Raw genomic sequence first — 15,904 nt, 5'->3', positions numbered from 1 at the left:
TATCGTGATGATTCGGTTAATGCTCAAACGATTAACAAAGAACCACACCCGATGGAAAGAAAAGACCGCTTAATACTCATTTACAAACACACTCTAACTACTTGACTATCAAAATTGCCAGCCCTCAAACAGACTTAAAAAACAGTGTCTTCAGAACAATCTACGTCTCCCCCTTCTCTTCAGCCTGGTTTATCTAGTCAAACGACATCCTCCAAACAGCCTCGTCTTGTCTTAAGTAGCGGCGATCGCTCCGATCCTCACTCCATCTTTGCGTTTTCGCCCAATCGTGACACGTTAGGCGGAACCGCGTATCTCATTGTAGAAACAGAAGGCAACATCTTAATAGATTGTCCGGCTTGGGATGAGACAAATCGCAACTTTTTGCACACTCAAGGGGTGCGATCGCTGGTCATGACCCATCGGGGCGGCATGGGCAAAGTTCGAGACATTCAGCGGGCACTCGGCTGCGACGTTGTGGTTCAAGAACAAGAAGCCTATCTGCTGCCAGGATTGCAGGTGACTACCTTTCAAAAAGAATTGCACCTCAGCCCCGACAGCCGCGTGATCTGGACTTCAGGACATTCTCCCGGCGCGTCTTGTCTCTATCACAATGCCTGGGGAGGCGTATTATTTTCGGGTCGTCATCTAGTGCCCGATCGCCACGGCAATCCCGCTCCGCTTAGAACTGCCAAAACGTTTCACTGGGGTCGTCAAATTCGCAGTGTCCAAAAGCTGTTAGACCAATTTACGCCCGACACACTGCGGCTTCTGTGCCCTGGTGCCAATACTGGATTTTTGCGGGGCAGCCTGACGATCGACGACGCTTATCTAAAACTGACTCAACTCAACCTACAAGCGTGTTTAGAAATGCAGCCGCTGCTCTAAAGCATCAGCCGTTCTAACGCGTGCGAATCAGGAATGCAGAGCGTCTCTCGATCTCGCTCAATCAGCCCCTTTTTCTCTAGTTTGCTTAACACTCTCGTCACTGTTTCTCGCGCCAAACCACTCAAACTGCTCAATTCTCGATGAGGCAGATTGGGGATCTCGATTCCTTTAGGGCTGCGTTTGCCCTGACCTTCTGCCAAAAACAATAGAATATCTGCTACCCGTGAGGTGCTGTCTGATTCTCGAAGTCTCAGCCGTCGATTGACCTGTCTTAGACGACGTGCCATCAGTTTAGCGAGTCTAACGCCTGCCTGGGGTTCAGCGTTGAGCAGTTGCACAAAATCTTGAGCGGGCATATTGCCGATCGCCGTTGGAGCCAGCGTGATCACATCCGTCGATCGCGGCACTTCATCCAACGGTGCCATCTCTCCAAACAGTTCTCCTGTGCCCAAAATGTTAAGGGTGACTTCTTTCCCGTCGAGGTTATAAGTTCTGATTTTCACCCAGCCTGTCAAAATAAAATAAACCGAACTTCCCCAATCGTTTTCTAAAAGAATGACTTGGTTTGCGGGGTGGCTTCGCATTACCATATGGGCAATCGCTTTCTCGATCGCTGCCTCTGGCAAACCCTCAAAAAAGGGAGCAGAGGCAATCGATACATTAGAAGAGTCGTCTCGTGGGTTGTGCCAATCATCCATTAGAGTTTTATTTGGAGGGGTTGCGGGTCACGCTGATGAAAAGCCAAACGTTAAAGAACTTAGCCTAGAAGTTATTTGCTCAACAGAAGTTATTTTTTAAGCCAAACAAAATGTAGATAACTAGAGATAAGAGGTTGTGACAATTAATTTATACAGTAATTAGGAGCTTGAGGATCGATCAGGATTCTGTATTTTATGGGGCGATCGTCACCCTCAAGAAATTTGGTGTATCTCATTAGTAACTAGCGCAAATCAATCGACATCATAGCCTAAAGTTTCGCTGTTATTAGATGAAAAACTAAACGAACGACTAAAGCCAGATAAAATGCAAAAAACCCTCGCCATACTGCTGAAAAAGCTCAACCTAATACTGATTCTTTGTCTATTGTTTAGCGATGTTTTAGACGCTTTTTCTGGCAGAATAAGTTCCTACCACGATCTAGAGTTCCTGCTGACTCCAGCTAACAAGCAGGCGCAGTTCATCCACTTAGAAACTGCACGTCTCTAGAAGTCTTCTTGCAGAGATTTTTTAGCCTGAAGAACGCTCAACTTTCGTGCCCATACTAGCGATGAAAATACTCTGCGGTAGGGTGGAGGTGTCAGACCTAAACTGTAAGGGTCTCAGGTTTTAGAAAACGCATTCTTCAGTTCTGCAAAACTTTAGCCAAGGACGCGATCGTGACTTCTCAGACAGATCCCATTCAGACAGTCATCGACCACATTGACAGCACCCTCAACAAAACCGTTTCTCGGCTTCCTTGGGCAGCGAGTGGGCAGATCAGTCAGCAGCGCCAAGTCTTACAGCAGATCCGCGACTATTTGGTGAGGCAGCGATCGTTAGCAGGCTCTGCTCAGACGACGCACCCATCGGCGGCGTTAAATCAGTCAGAAGCCAGCGCTCAAGAGGTGATGCAGTCTATGATTCATGAAATGAACGAGTTGCGATCGACGCTGCTGAGACCCCTACAGTCTGAGGTGATTACCTTAACTCAGCAGCGAAATGCGCTGAGGTACGAAGTCCGACAGCTAGAAGCGCACAAACAAAGCCAGTTACTAGAGCAATCATCTAACTCATCGAATCTAACGGCTTCTCAAGTCGATCAGCTACAGACGGTGCACGATCGAGCAGATCAATTGCTGGGAACGCTTGACACCACCCTGAGAGTTGTATTTGAGTCATTGCAGCAAGACATTGAGGCTTACCAACAGTCGCTCTCACAAGGACTCGAAAAACTTCATGGCTTAGGACAAGGAGAAACGCTGGTGACTGCTCTGGTCAGCCGCTTGGCGCAAGAGTTGGGTCGTGGAGCCTCTTCTTATTTGCAGACTCAGGAGATGGCTAGTCGCGATCTGCCATCTCAATCAACTCCGACCCAGGCACCATCCCTGGTCAACGGCGCGATCGCTCCCCACTTATCGCAGACCGTTTCTGACTCGCCTAAAGTCTCACTTCCCTATCCTGGCACCGAGTTACCGCCCACACAATCTTCTGAGATTCTCTTCAGCGCGTCTGATTCGATTCACACCCTCACTGATCTGTTAGAGCAGCTAACCCACGGGACCGAACCCACTATGCTGGCAGCAACTCCCCATATCCCAGAAGATTTGCTGCCTCAGCCTCTCTTCCCTCAGAATGCAGCGCTAGACCTTCAGCTTGATCAAAGCATTTTGAATCAACTCAGTGAGGAACCTTCTCATCTAGAAGCCGAAGGCGCGTCATCTTCTCAATTAGCTCTGCCTCAACCCTCGTCTTTAAGTCCGCCAAACGCGGTCAAATTAGTTGGCATGGACGACTTATTTGTAGACGAATCCTCGCTTCCTTTAGACTCTGAAGAATGAAGTCATAGAGCACCCATCTTCAGGCAGATCTCCGCAAGCCCTATCCGAACTTCATAAAAACTTAAGTCAGTTCAAAGATTAAGCAAACGTCCTCTCTTTCCCTACCGCATGATCACGAGGCTGAATATATTGGCAGTGAGGTCAACCTTATAAAAAAATTGGCTGCTACTCGTGATGATGTCTCCTGAAATTTCCCCTCCTCTCTACTCAATCCTGCTTGAAGATGCTCAAGAAGCAGACGTTTCTGCGATCGAGCCTTCGAGTCCTGTTGAATTGAAGCGTCTCCATTCTTCGGTGCACAATAAGCTCAAACGACTGATTGACGTTGCAGGTGCGGTGATTGGCTTAGGCATCACCGCGATCGTAGCAATTCCAGTCGCGATCGCCATTCAGCGCGACGATCCAGGTCCTATTTTTTATAGCCAAATGCGCTGTGGCGTGAAAGGAAATCCCTTTCGCATCTGGAAGTTTCGCTCAATGGTGATGAATGCAGACGCGCAAAAGCACCTGGTCGAAAACCAAGCAAAAGGCAACATCTTTAAAAACGAAAACGATCCGCGAATCACCCGCATCGGAGCGTTTCTTCGCCGCACCAGTCTCGATGAGCTTCCTCAGTTTTGGAACGTGCTCAAAGGTGAAATGAGCTTAGTCGGCACTCGTCCTCCAACTCTAGATGAGGTCAGTCACTATCAGCCTCACCATTGGGTGCGCCTAAATGTGAAGCCGGGTATGACGGGCGAGTGGCAGGTAAACGGTCGCTCTAGCGTGATCGATTTTGAGGATATTGTAAAGTTGGATGTGGCTTACCAACAAAAATGGTCGATCGCCTACGACTTGAAATTGATTCTTAGAACGATCGGCGTTGTGTTGAATAAGCGTGGAGCTTGTTAGTCAAAATTTTAGCTTTCTAGATGGTTACAAATAGGGATGATCCTGTGCGGGTTGTCCCTATTTTCTTATGCTTAGGTGAGATGCTGTTTGCTCAAGTCTATGAATCTGCCTACCTGGATCACTGTTTCTCGCCTGCTTGGGGTGCCCTTTTTGCTCTATGGATTGCACGCTCCTACTCCGCAAACGCGCTGGATTATGGTGGGTGTCTTTCTGCTAGCAGCAGGCACCGATTGGCTAGACGGCTATCTTGCCCGAAAGCTCAATCAAGTCACAGATCTGGGCAAGTTTTTAGATCCGTTGGTCGATAAGCTGCTGGTTTTAGCTCCTCTGATGTCCCTGGTTGAGTTGGGACAGATTCCTGCGTGGGGAGTGTTTATGATTTTGGCGCGAGAACTGACGATCGCCGGATGGCGCGTTGATCCCAAGCTGCAAGGCGGGGCAATCCAAGGGGCAAATTTTTGGGGCAAACTCAAGACCGTGAGTCAAATTGTGGCGATCGTCCTTTTGATCGCTCCTCTCCCCGATCCCTGGCAATCCCTCTCACTGGCTGCCTTTTGGATCTCAGTTGCCTTCACCTGGATTTCGGGCGCAATCTATCTGGCTCCAAAACAGGCGAGCTAGAAGATTGATAATTCCAGAAATAATCAGCGATCGTCCTCTCTGATGGAGCAGTCACCTCTTCGGGCGGATTGAGTAAAATGAGCGACTGCACCCGCGATCGGCGTTTCGCTCCCTGCATCCGTCGAGCCACCCGACTCGGAATTCCGTCGCCGTAGACGATATGCCCTTGCCCCGCCAACACCACAACCTGAGTTTTGGGATTCGCTTGGAGAAATTGGCTAACTCGATCTGCCATCGTTTCATCCCATAGAATCTGGGCGAGAAAGAAGCGATCGAACTGGCGGCTATTGCTTTTACCCTGATGAATTTCTTGATAGATCAGCCGCATTCTCTCGCGATAAGCCTCTGGTTCTGCCCGAATCTCAGAGATCGGAGGAATAAATCTGCGATCTGCCACCGTCAGGCTTTCTAGACCTTCACGAGACACCTTTCGAGTCACTTCGGTCGGGGTGTTGACGGCAATCACCCGCAGTCGATTCTCTTTGGCAAATCGCAAAATCGGGGCGTAATACTCCCACTCGAAGCCCCATCGGGTTTGATATTGACTGAGTTCTTTGAGTTGAGCTTCACTGATCGCTCCCGCTAAGTAGCGATCGAGCACCGACTGATAGGGGCGCTGAAACATCTCCATCGCGATCGCCAAGTCAGGACGCAACCGATAAAGTGATTGAATAATCTCAAGTTGAGCGCGGTGATCATCGGCACTATCGTGGGTTTCGCCTAGATAAACCACATCTGCGATCGCCAATCGTTGAAGAACGCGTTGCGGGTCTTCGCTCTGTTTTTGAGGACTAGACACCGAGACTCTAGCGTTTGGAGCCACTGACCTAGAAGCTTGAGCATAGGCAGGAGACGCGCAAAGCAGGATAGCGCCCAGAGACCATGCCCATAAACTAGCGAGATAGGACTTCGACATTAGCCGCATAAGACGATCAATAAACTCTTCCTTCTGACTCATCAACCTATCACTATCGAAGGAATCAATACACGACTCGATTGACCTACCTTGGTTGTCAGAAAACTTAAATGTAACCGCTATGAGCCAAGAATCCAATCCCACGGGCGCGCAGCCTGGTAAAGGCGCTGCTGGAGATCAGTGGGCAGTCCAAACGGCACAACCAACGGATGTTAACCCTGCTGATGAGCGCATTCCGTCGGGGGTTGATGTTGAGAAGAACAAGAAACAATTGGAAGCCGCTGCCGCCCAAGAAGAAGATACCGACTTGAAAACGACCGATGGATACGTCATTACCGAGTCGGGTCAGATTGACAACTTTGCGGTTGAGCCGCCGATGTATTACGAGAAAGATGGAGAACGAATTGAAATCAAAGAATAGCTGGTTTTTAGGGAAAGCATGAGTGAAATAGTGGCGATCGTCTCTCAAGGGCGATCGCTTTTTTGTGTCACAAAATTTTGTTCTGTGCGGATTAGAACTCTGACCAGCGAAAAAATACAGTATCGTTCATCCTGATTTTAAATTCCTTTATTTAATTACGGAATTCGCCGAGTGATGTATGTCAAAATGTAAAGCGTGTGGATTACTTCTTCTCTAACCAACTCTCTCACTCCGACTGCCGTTGCCTTGGGAAATTTTGACGGCATCCACCAAGGGCACCGACAGGTGATCTCACCTGTTCTAAATGGGGATGGGCACGATCGCTCTACTGTTGTCTCCTTCTCTCCTCATCCCAGAGAGTTTTTTAGCGGACAGCCCCGCGCTCTCCTCACACCTCAGTCTGAAAAGGCACATCAGCTTCAAATGATGGGAGTCGAGCAGCTAGTTCTGCTGCCATTTAACCGAGAACTAGCGGCGCTAGACCCACAGCAGTTTGTTGAAGAAGTCTTAGTGCGGCACCTGCGAGCCAAACAGGTCAGCATCGGGCAAGATTTTCGATTTGGATGTAAACGATCGGGCACCGCCACTGACCTACACAACATTGCAGAAGCTTGTGGCATTGGGGTAACAATCGTGCCTCTGTTCACCTTCAAAGGCAAGCGGATTAGCACCTCTGCGATTCGTGAAGCCCTAGATCAAGGAGATTTGACGATGGCAAATCGAATGCTAGGGCGCTCTTATAGTTTGGTGGGTGAAGTAGTTGAAGGTCAGCAGTTAGGACGCACGATCGGGTTCCCGACTGCCAACCTGCAAGTTCCACCTGAAAAGTTTTTGCCTCGGCAAGGAGTTTATGGAGTCCGGGTGTTTGGTGAAGCGCTCAACAGTGATCAGCCTGTTTTAGGTGTGATGAATATTGGCAACCGCCCAACGGTGAACGGAACGCAGCAAACGATCGAGGTTCACCTTCTCGACTGGATGGGTGACTTATATGGGCAGACGCTCACCGTAGAGCTTGAGCAGTTCATTCGCCCAGAGCAGAAGTTTGCCTCATTGGATGAGCTAAAAGCTCAGATCAAAGCAGACTGTGAAACCGCTAGAGCGATGTTAGTTCCTGTTTCGTGAGTGACGTTCTCTCCGGGTGTGCTCCAACTTCGGGCATCTTCAGTATGATGAGCAAAAGCGCTCAGGGGCAAAACTTTAGATATGAGAGATCGGATTGAGCAACTGACGCAAAATCTTAGCCGCACGATCGTGGGCAAATCTGAAGCAATTCGCCTCGTGCTGGTTGCCCTACTCTCAGGTGGACACGCCCTTTTAGAAGATGTCCCTGGTGTCGGAAAAACTTTGCTGGCGAAGTCTTTGGCGAAGTCGATCGACGGTCGGTTTCAGCGTGTGCAATGTACGCCTGATTTGTTGCCCACCGATGTTACAGGAACCAACATTTGGAACCCCAACTCTGGTGAGTTTGAGTTTTTGGCAGGTCCCGTTTTTGCGAACGTGCTGCTGATGGATGAGATCAATCGCGCCACTCCTCGCACTCAGTCTGCCCTGCTGGAAGTGATGGAAGAAAAGCAGGTCACGGTGGACGGCGTGTCTCGATCGGTGCCCAGTCCGTTTTTTGTGATTGCGACTCAGAACCCGATCGAATATCAGGGCACCTTTCCGCTTCCAGAAGCGCAGATGGATCGCTTTGCGCTGTCTCTATCGCTGGGATACCCGACTGAAGGCGAGGAGTTGCAGATGTTGCAGCGGCTTCAAGAGGGACATACTTTTCAAGAACTTCAGCCCTGCATTTCCTTACAAGACGTACAAGATCTTCAACGCCTTTGCGCTCAAGTCAAAGTTGAAACCTCCCTCCAGCACTACATTCTTGATCTGACACGAGCGACTCGACAGGATGAAGAAATTACGCTCGGTGTCAGCCCCAGAGGAACGGTGGCGCTGCAAAAAGGGGTACAGGCATTGGCATTTCTAGACGGCAGAGAATATGCGATCCCCGATGATGTGAAGCAACTCGCGCCTCATGTGCTGGCTCATCGGATGATTCCGGCGGGGGGACGAAACGCGAAAGGAATCGTCGATCGACTTCTGCGCTCGATCGCCATCCCCTAATCGTCGTCATCTAACGGACGCATGGCTTCTCGCGCCAACACTGCTAAACCCGCCACTCCCATGCTGACAAACCAGACATATTGGTACCAATAGTGTTGAATCTGGCTAGCCGGAGTCAGTTCGGGATGCAGCGTGCAGAGATAAAACAGCAGAAACACCATCATCAGTCCGCCAAACCCAGTGAAGGTTAACCCCATCAGGATTCGGGCGGGTTTGAGGTCTGCGTCGGTGATGTCGTCGATGTCGATGTCTGCCAACTGATCGAGAGACTCGTCTGCGGCTTGAGACGCTTCACCCAAATTCATGGCGATCTCTGACGGAAGAAGAGGAGCGATCGCCGTGACGGTTTTGAGCCGCAGCGATCGCTCGGTGTCTCGCAAAAGTTCTAGGGGTTTGCGCGCCGAAGGTTTGGCAAAGTCAACCCTATCTGACATCTCAGGCTTAAAATCCATAACGACTCACCGATCGACTTTCACCCATTCTAAAGGAGCCAGAGACTTTGGATGAGGCTTACCCTTGTTTTTGAAGTTCGTCGAGTTTGGCAAGCACTTCTCGGCTGTGGACGATCGGATTTACCCCAGTGAACGTAGCTTTGAGGGTTCCTTGAGGGTCAATGATAAAGCTGTGTCGAGATGAAACGATGCCCATCCAAGAGCCGTAAGCTTTGCTGGTCGCGCCCGTCGTGTCTGCGAGCAGGGGGAATTTCAGACCTTCAGAGTCGCAAAATTCGGCGTGAGAATCGATATTATCGGCACTGATGCCCACGATCTGAGTGTTGCGATCGAGATATTGCGGCATATCTTGCTGAAACTTGCGGGCTTCGATCGTGCACCCCGACGTGAAATCTTTGGGATAAAAGTAGGCAACGACCCACTTTCCGCGATAGTCTGCAAGCGAGATATTGCCGTCTCCCGTGTTGGTCGGTAACGTGAATTCTGGAGCGGGGGCATCGACAAGAGGCAGTTTGCCGCCGAGAGCCAGTGCGTCAGGTGCAAGATTGAGCGTCGTGAGTAGGGTTAGGCAACAAGCAAATAAAACTTTGAAGATGATTTGGCGCAGCATGGAGTAAACCTGAGAAAACTCTGTAATAAAAGTTTACCTTAGGTGTCGCGTCTTACCAAAATGCGGCGTTGCTGAATCAATCGATAAAGCACAGATTTTACCCTCACCCTAGGGCGTGTCATCAATTAAGCCAAATCACGGAAGCAGCGAGATAAATGGCACCGAGAAAGTTAGCCGCCCGTTTATCATAGCGGGTGGCAATCGCCCGATACTGCTTGAGCTTGGCAAAGAAGTTTTCAATCAGATGTCGAGCTTTGTACAACTCTTTGTCATACTCACGCAAATGCTTGCGGTTGCGTCGGGGCGGAATCACTACGGTCTTCCCCTGTGCCCGCAGCGGCTCAATCACCCGTTCATCCGCATCGTAGCCTTTATCCGCCAGCACCGTATCGGCAGCGAGATCAGGCAGGAGTTTGTCGGCTCCGTCTAGGTCGCACGCCTGTCCAGAAGTCAGATGAAAGCTGACGGGATTGCCCAACGCATCCACGACGGCATGAATCTTGGTACTCAAGCCCCCTTTGCTGCGACCCATCGCTTCTGAGTCTGGCTCCCCCCCTTTGCACCCGCACTGGGTTGGTGGGCGCGCACAATCGTGGGGTCAATCATCGCATATTCGTTGTCGGCATCCTCTGCCAAGTGCTGAAAGACTCGCTTCCACACCCCAGTTTTTGACCAACGGCTGAAGCGGGTGTGCACGACCCGGAAATCCCCAAATCGCTCTGGCAGGTCTCGCCAAGGGATACCTGCTCGATAGCGGTACAGCACCGATTCGATAAACAATCGATTGTCTTTCGCCGTTGCGCCAACCGTCCCTTCACGTCCGGGAAGTAAGTCCTTGATCCGTTCCCACTGGTCATCTCTGAGTGCGTAGCGTCGGGTTATCATGGTCGTTGAGGTGATTCATCTCCAGTATTGCTCATTCCAGTCTACCTAATTGATGACACGTCCTAGCCCTCTCCTAAAAGGCTTGTCATTACTCACATCTGGCACCAGTCTCAATAAGCTGAGGATAAGGACTTGATGATAATCTCAAACCCTTGCTCAGCCACGAGGCCTCGGTGCCTATAAATCAGACGAAGTAGCTTGATCCAAGCAACGTGCGGCAGCAGAGTTGCAACTGCTTGGGCACAGACTTCCCCCCAGCCACCACCAGTTCGGGAACGTTCGAGACACCCAATGCGCCAGCAGATAGGCAATCAGAGAGAGCATCAACCAGCGATGAATGCCCAGCCGCGTCATCATCTGACCAAAGTCATGCCAGCCAAAGCGATGTTTGATGGTTTTGAAGAAGCCCTCAATGGCGAGCGCGTTGTCGTCCTAACCTCACAAGGTAGACCCCAGAATAGGAATAGGTGGAGACGACAAACCGCAGTTTTCGTTTGCCCTCGCTGCGCTTGAGCCAAAACCAGGAAACGGCTAACGGCACCTCGATGCCCGTTAGAGCGGTTTTCAGCTCAGTCAAGTACGATAACATCGGTAGGTGAACCACCCCTTAATATCTTTTAAGGTCACAGCCTCAAGTGCATCCGTAATTCTTTGATCTAAGGCTTTGCGAGACCGAGGCGCAACCGACCGTAAAAACGCTTTGACTTTCGACCAACAGTTTTCAATCGGATTAAAGTCAGGAGAATAGGGAGACAAATACACCAGTTTTGTCCCTGCTGCTGCCGATGTAAAAGTACGTGCGATACTTTCGCCAATATTCCAAAGCCACCAGCACCCGATCCTCTAGCTCAAGCTTGAGCTTAGCTCCCGGTTTAGGCGCAGGGCTGATTTATTGGAAAAAGAATAACCTTCAAACCCCATTGTTCCGTTGAGTTGGGAGACCAGGTTCGCCCCAATTGAACGAAGGAATCGGGCATCATGTCTTTTTCTCTGACCAACAAACCAGCCTTGCGGTTTAGGCGTGGGTCTCCGCTGGGGTTTGAGGGCTTTTACCATCTGCTTCAACGTCGCTTGATGAATGCCTGTTAGATGACAGCTATTTTCGGTCCTCACGACAACTAGAACATTTGCTCAAACCCTTATAGAATGCTCCGATCGCTTCTACGTATAGCTGTCGCGATCGTAAATTATAGCTGTCGTCTAACAAATGCCAAAGCGATGCTTAAAGGACTCACATGAGAGAGTTTGAGTATTATGTAGTTCATCATCAGGACGCTTGTAAATCGTTTGTAGCCCTGATGGTTCCTTATTTTTCGCAGTTTGGGGCGAGGGACTGAAACTAATCTGCAAGAGGTCTACTGTTCTAACGATTCTGCTCTACGGACTAGTCCAAACGTGATTGCGCTTAGGGTTAGGGCAGTCTGTTTCATATCGCATCCTAGTTCTGATTCATTGCTGTACAACTACGGTGCTTTAGAAGTCTGCCCCGCTTGCTTTTGAGACACTATATCCGGCAGAGGACGATCGCGCCTATAGAGTCAAATCAGCCCTATTGCATCCAATACAATCCCGATTAAACTGATCACCTGGGCAATTCGCAACGGTTCTACCATCAAGCTATCGGTTCGTAACCCTTCGACCCAAAAGCGTCCAATACTATAACTAACCAGATAGACCAGGAGATAGTGCCAAGCTTCAGAGGTGATTTTAAACGCGAAGCCCGGAAGAAAAGCACCAACAACAAGCCAAAGACCATCAAATCCCATAAAGACTCATAGAGAAAGGTGGGATGAAAATAGACGTAGCTCTCTTAACCAGGAGGACGGTGATCTAGCGGAATGTGAAGTTTCCAGGGTAGGCTGGTCGTCCGACCAAATGCTTCAGAATTGAAAAAGTTTCCCCACCGCCCGATCGCTTGTCCCAAAATGAGCGAGGATGCAACCAGATCGGTTAACTGCCAAAAGGGAACTTGCTTAAAGTGGGCAAAGATTAAGGCTGCCATCAGTCCACCCAAAATCGCGCCATGGATGGCGATGCCCCCATGTCAGATTTGCACGATTTGTTTTGGGTGTGGATAAGTTGGTTCCACGCAGAACAGCACAACAGGCAATGAGTAGACCGTGCCAGCGAATTTGCAGCGATCCCAGATGAACCAAAAGTGATCCTGGAGCCGTGAACTGGGAGGCTAACGGGAGGATGAACTCAGGCAGCAGCATGGGAAGCGATCGTAGCGTCAACCCAACGATTGTAGCGATCCCATATAAACCCCAAATACCTTCTCAATGAAGATTGCGCGTCAGAGCGTTTTCAAGTAAACCACTTTATTTTTTCGCTTTGCCTTTAGCATTTCTACTGCCTGCACCCACTGGTTCAGTCCGCCGCAATCCTTCCAACTGCTTAAGCTGCTGGGATTGTGCTGCCAAGCGAATCGAAAGGCGATCGCCCACCAGTTCGCACAATTCAAAGATGAATGGTTCTACAATCTCGTAATACACACTAACTCCCTGAGGCGTGCGGGAGACAATGCCTGCCTGTGCGAGGATCTTCAGGTGCTTGGAGACATTCGCTTGCCCTAAGCCAGTTTCTTCCATAATCTCGGTAACATTCTTCGAGCCTGTCTTCAAAGAGCATAATACCTGCAAGCGGCTGAGTTCGGACAGTACTTTGAAGTAATCAGCCACTTGAGTTAAGGCAGAAGGAGGTAAAGACATAGGATAGAAAATTGCTTTTAGACAGATCTTAATCTATTCTAAACCACATTCAATATATTACTATATGATAGTGTAGTTAATAAAATTGTCGAATGATTGTCAGAGTTCCCAGTCCCAAGCTCGGAAATCCTCGCTCTACTGCTCTGGACAGCGATCGTCGATGACGGCTCAACGGCTATTGAAGGCGGTCCTTTCAGACGGGATCCATTTAGCATGTGGAATTGGTGCTTGGATGAAATGTGATTGCAATGGTGCCGATGGGATTTCTGAGCCATCGATCCGGAGTGACAACAGGGGTTCATCCGGCGATCTTCATAGGATTTCTATTGATTAAGGTTGAGGGAATTTTTCGGGTGTTTGGCAACAAGCATCAGACCCACTAGGGCTTTTCTCCAGCGCGCGCGGATCGGTCTCTGTCCACGGTGAATTGAAACGCAGGTGCCGTGTTTTCTAAAGATTTGCTGCGGCTTGGGATTGATTTTCTGCTGGGAGGATATCGTTATGATATGTGCAACAAACTAAAGAACTCTACTGGCGCTGAGCTTGAGTCTCTGATAACCACTGACTAGACTCGTTAGGACGCATTCTCACACAACAAAGGAGGAGATTGAAATGCCACGTAAAGCTGGTGATCGTTATGTCTGCGAGAAGTGCGGAGCACAGCTTGTTTATGAGAAACCGTGTCCTTGTTCAGAAAGCATGCCGCATTCAGAGATCTGCTGTGGAGAGCAGATGAAGCTCGTGCAGGAACAGACTTCAGCGGAGATGGACAAGAAATGAGTTTTGTACGTGTCAGTGTTCAGGGACTAACCAATGGTTGTGGCGAACCTGTTGCCCAGGACATTGAACCTAGTCTTTGGGTAGATTATTGGGGTTAGATTTTCGCTACTGCTAACACCAGGATTGCTCTCCGGGAGGATTGTGCAACAACTCCCGAATATTGGCTTCAATCACCCGGTAGCCGACATTTCCATTGAGTCTCTGCCGTCCCTCGTTGAAAATTAGAGTAGGGCTGACGGACACTGTCAGATCCTTGACCAAATCAAAGTCCTTGGCAAGTTGAGCGTATGCCTCACCGCTATCGATCTGCTTCTGAATCGCGGAAACTGGCAATCCTAATTCTTCTGCGATCGCGAATTGCACGGTGCGATCGCTCACATTTGCCAGTTTGGTGAAAAATGCTTCTCGAAATGCCCAAGTTGCCTTTTCAAACACCTTGTCGGGTAGTTCGACAAGGTGTTTGATTTCCAGCAATTGAATCGCATGGAGAAACAAATGACAGGACATGGATGAGGAGGGAATGGCTCCCATCCAAATATCAGGATGAACGGTGATATGTTCAAACTTTTTGGCAACGTTCTGAACGTGGTCGCTATAGCCCTTTAAGCCGCCCTTATCGCGCCAATTCTTCTCTAACTTTTCATGGGCATTGCCAAACACTGGGACGAAGTGATAATCGATCGCGATCTTGTCTTGGAAGGTCGTTTTCAACTCATCTAGCCGAATTTGAGCAATATATGCCCAGACGCAGAGAACATCAGAAAAGTAGGAGATGCGGATAGGGTTCATTGTTGCTCCATTAGTTATCAAGATAAGGGGATTACTCGACCGCTTATTTGCTCACCATAACTTTATCATTAGACCCACCAGGGCTTTTCCCCAGTGCGCGGATCGGTCTCTGTCCATGGTGAAATCAAAATGTTATTATCGACGACAGCAACGTGGAAGATCTTGAGTGGGAGGGGCGCTGGACCACGAACTACCGTCCCATCTGGCGCATAGCGGGAACCGTGACAGGGACATTGAAACTGTTGATCGATCGGATTCCAGGGGAAGGAGCAGCCCAAGTGGGTACAGTTATCCAGAATCCCGATGCTGTCCAGGGTGTTATCTTCTTTGACACTCAAATAGGTGGGTTCGCCGCTCACACCTGCAACCAAGGCACGGCTTCCCGGTGCTTCTGCTAGGATTTGGGCGGCTGGGATTGGGTTTCCCAGGACATCTTTGGCAATAATGGCTCCTCCCGCTCCCGTTGTTTCTGCGGGAGGAATAAAGAATTTGCCAACGGGATAAAGCGCCGAACCTACTGTTGCGGCAGCGGTCGCTCCGGTAATGAAGTTGAGAAGCTGCCGCCGCGATAGGGATGGACTTTCAATCGGAAGATTAGCGTCCATGATGGAACTCCTAGATCTGGATGGTGTATTCAGTTCGCAAAGCACTCAGCGTTGTTTCAAGCAGGTGATCGCTCACCTCTTGTCGTTTCTAGCTAATCGCGCTTAAGGTGTTCTAAAATTGCTCGTTGGGCTGATTGGTATGAATTCCCAAGAGGCGATAAAGACCGCAAAAGCTGACCAGAGAGGTCACCAGCAATACGCCACCTGCAACGACTAGCCCAATACCTAGAGCAGAGCCGCTGTAGAGAAATAGCCCCAGATAGAACAAGGCAGAAGCTAAAAGTAAGCGGATTAGGCGATCGAGTGAACCAACATTCGGTTTCATGGCTGAAGTCTCCAAAATTGAGCGGATTACAAAAACCTTGTTGCATGACTGCATGAAGCGACTCTCAAGGTAATTGCAATTTTTTTGTAACCTTACCTTCATATTATAACTAATTGGTTATAAAACAGTAAAGTAATTTTAATGGATGATGCCTACTCGGCACAGGCAAGCCAACGCTTTCAAGATAATCGTTATCAGAACAAGATGGGCGATCGTCTAGCGAGTCGCTAGAGTATTAACTTGAAACTTTAACCAGCGTTTTACTGATATAGCCGTTGCCAGTTAGGTTAGGACATACTATAGAAGTTGAGACCCTCAAATGAGCGATGCCAGCCCCCTACAGCGATGACCTCCGACAAAAAGT

20 protein-coding genes and 1 pseudogene are annotated in these 15,904 nt (G+C 49.4%); 7 read left to right on the top strand and 14 right to left on the bottom strand.

Going from position 1 to position 15,904, the window contains the following annotated elements:
- The first annotated feature begins 144 nt into the window (after positions 1–144).
- Positions 145–885, top strand: coding sequence for an MBL fold metallo-hydrolase (locus tag A8707_RS23295; protein ID WP_068819571.1), 741 nt, complete (start codon positions 145–147; stop codon positions 883–885).
- Here A8707_RS23295 and A8707_RS23290 read toward each other — a convergent pair.
- Entirely contained in the window at positions 882–1,583 is a 702-nt protein-coding gene (locus tag A8707_RS23290) for a Crp/Fnr family transcriptional regulator (protein ID WP_068819570.1), read from the bottom strand. The two genes, A8707_RS23295 and A8707_RS23290, sit on opposite strands and share 4 nt — an antisense overlap.
- A gap of 678 nt (positions 1,584–2,261) precedes the next feature.
- Here A8707_RS23290 and A8707_RS23280 point away from each other — a divergent pair.
- The 3 genes from A8707_RS23280 to pgsA all read left to right on the top strand — a co-directional run bounded on the left by A8707_RS23280 (position 2,262) and on the right by pgsA (position 4,934).
- Positions 2,262–3,422, top strand: a complete 1,161-nt coding sequence (locus A8707_RS23280) for a hypothetical protein (RefSeq protein ID WP_068819568.1) — start codon at positions 2,262–2,264, stop codon at positions 3,420–3,422.
- 174 nt (positions 3,423–3,596) lie between these two features.
- Positions 3,597–4,313 carry a sugar transferase gene (locus A8707_RS23275; RefSeq protein WP_197484992.1) on the top strand — a complete coding sequence of 239 codons (717 nt, stop codon included), beginning with the start codon at positions 3,597–3,599 and terminating at the stop codon, positions 4,311–4,313.
- Between the two features lie 99 nt (positions 4,314–4,412).
- Positions 4,413–4,934, top strand: coding sequence for a CDP-diacylglycerol--glycerol-3-phosphate 3-phosphatidyltransferase (pgsA, locus tag A8707_RS23270; protein WP_068819567.1), 522 nt, complete (start codon positions 4,413–4,415; stop codon positions 4,932–4,934).
- Here the strand turns inward: pgsA and A8707_RS23265 are convergent.
- Complete coding sequence (locus tag A8707_RS23265; protein ID WP_231948397.1) at positions 4,885–5,892, bottom strand: ChaN family lipoprotein; 1,008 nt, start codon at positions 5,890–5,892, stop codon at positions 4,885–4,887. The genes pgsA and A8707_RS23265 overlap by 50 nt on opposite strands.
- Before the next feature lie 79 nt (positions 5,893–5,971).
- Here A8707_RS23265 and A8707_RS23260 point away from each other — a divergent pair, with 79 nt between their 5' ends.
- From A8707_RS23260 to A8707_RS23250, 3 genes are all read left to right on the top strand, one after another.
- Positions 5,972–6,271, top strand: coding sequence for a hypothetical protein (locus A8707_RS23260; RefSeq protein ID WP_068819565.1), 300 nt, complete (start codon positions 5,972–5,974; stop codon positions 6,269–6,271).
- A gap of 195 nt (positions 6,272–6,466) precedes the next feature.
- Complete coding sequence (locus A8707_RS23255) at positions 6,467–7,393, top strand: bifunctional riboflavin kinase/FAD synthetase (protein WP_068819564.1); 927 nt, start codon at positions 6,467–6,469, stop codon at positions 7,391–7,393.
- Positions 7,394–7,474: 81 nt separating this feature from the next.
- Positions 7,475–8,383, top strand: a complete 909-nt coding sequence (locus A8707_RS23250; RefSeq protein WP_068819563.1) for an AAA family ATPase — start codon at positions 7,475–7,477, stop codon at positions 8,381–8,383.
- On the opposite strand, the gene A8707_RS23245 is transcribed toward A8707_RS23250, so the two are convergent.
- From A8707_RS23245 to A8707_RS23190, 12 genes and pseudogenes are all read right to left on the bottom strand, one after another.
- Positions 8,380–8,835: a hypothetical protein gene (locus tag A8707_RS23245; protein ID WP_068819562.1), complete on the bottom strand. Its 456-nt coding sequence runs from the start codon at positions 8,833–8,835 to the stop codon at positions 8,380–8,382. The genes A8707_RS23250 and A8707_RS23245 overlap by 4 nt on opposite strands.
- Before the next feature lie 58 nt (positions 8,836–8,893).
- Positions 8,894–9,445, bottom strand: coding sequence for a peroxiredoxin (locus A8707_RS23240; RefSeq protein ID WP_068819561.1), 552 nt, complete (start codon positions 9,443–9,445; stop codon positions 8,894–8,896).
- A 121-nt stretch (positions 9,446–9,566) separates the two neighbouring features.
- Positions 9,567–10,330 (bottom strand): IS5 family transposase gene (locus A8707_RS27695; protein ID WP_414858410.1). Its coding sequence is split into 2 segments (ribosomal slippage): positions 9,567–9,980 and positions 9,983–10,330, totalling 762 coding nucleotides; the frame shifts between segments, so codons are not numbered across the junction.
- A 409-nt stretch (positions 10,331–10,739) separates the two neighbouring features.
- A complete protein-coding gene (locus tag A8707_RS23225) occupies positions 10,740–10,907 on the bottom strand; it encodes a hypothetical protein (protein ID WP_156518834.1) in 168 nt (55 codons plus the stop codon).
- 100 nt (positions 10,908–11,007) lie between these two features.
- Positions 11,008–11,107 (bottom strand): annotated as a pseudogene (locus A8707_RS28595) (transposase); the annotation flags it as partial.
- A complete protein-coding gene (locus A8707_RS30725) occupies positions 11,067–11,219 on the bottom strand; it encodes a transposase family protein (protein ID WP_414858411.1) in 153 nt (50 codons plus the stop codon). The pseudogene A8707_RS28595 and the gene A8707_RS30725, both read right to left, overlap by 41 nt.
- Positions 11,220–11,868: 649 nt before the next feature.
- Complete coding sequence (locus tag A8707_RS30375) at positions 11,869–12,096, bottom strand: prolipoprotein diacylglyceryl transferase family protein (protein ID WP_269452759.1); 228 nt, start codon at positions 12,094–12,096, stop codon at positions 11,869–11,871.
- A gap of 44 nt (positions 12,097–12,140) precedes the next feature.
- Entirely contained in the window at positions 12,141–12,332 is a 192-nt protein-coding gene (locus A8707_RS30370; RefSeq protein WP_269452758.1) for a prolipoprotein diacylglyceryl transferase family protein, read from the bottom strand.
- Between the two features lie 319 nt (positions 12,333–12,651).
- Positions 12,652–13,041, bottom strand: a complete 390-nt coding sequence (locus A8707_RS23210; protein WP_068819557.1) for an ArsR/SmtB family transcription factor — start codon at positions 13,039–13,041, stop codon at positions 12,652–12,654.
- Positions 13,042–13,932: 891 nt separating this feature from the next.
- Positions 13,933–14,610: a DsbA family oxidoreductase gene (locus tag A8707_RS23200; protein ID WP_068819555.1), complete on the bottom strand. Its 678-nt coding sequence runs from the start codon at positions 14,608–14,610 to the stop codon at positions 13,933–13,935.
- A 68-nt stretch (positions 14,611–14,678) separates the two neighbouring features.
- Positions 14,679–15,215 (bottom strand): cytochrome b6-f complex iron-sulfur subunit, encoded by a 537-nt coding sequence (gene petC, locus A8707_RS23195; protein ID WP_068819554.1) that lies wholly within the window; start codon positions 15,213–15,215, stop codon positions 14,679–14,681.
- A gap of 112 nt (positions 15,216–15,327) precedes the next feature.
- The gene (locus A8707_RS23190) at positions 15,328–15,540 is read right to left on the bottom strand and encodes a YgaP family membrane protein (RefSeq protein WP_068819553.1); all 213 of its coding nucleotides are present in this window, start codon (positions 15,538–15,540) and stop codon (positions 15,328–15,330) included.
- Positions 15,541–15,904: the final 364 nt, after the last annotated feature.

The organism is Phormidesmis priestleyi BC1401, assembly GCF_001650195.1.
GTDB lineage: Bacteria > Cyanobacteriota > Cyanobacteriia > Leptolyngbyales > Leptolyngbyaceae > Phormidesmis_A > Phormidesmis_A priestleyi_B.
Note: the sequence above shows the minus strand (reverse complement) of the source record. Positions and strands in the feature narration are given on the sequence as shown.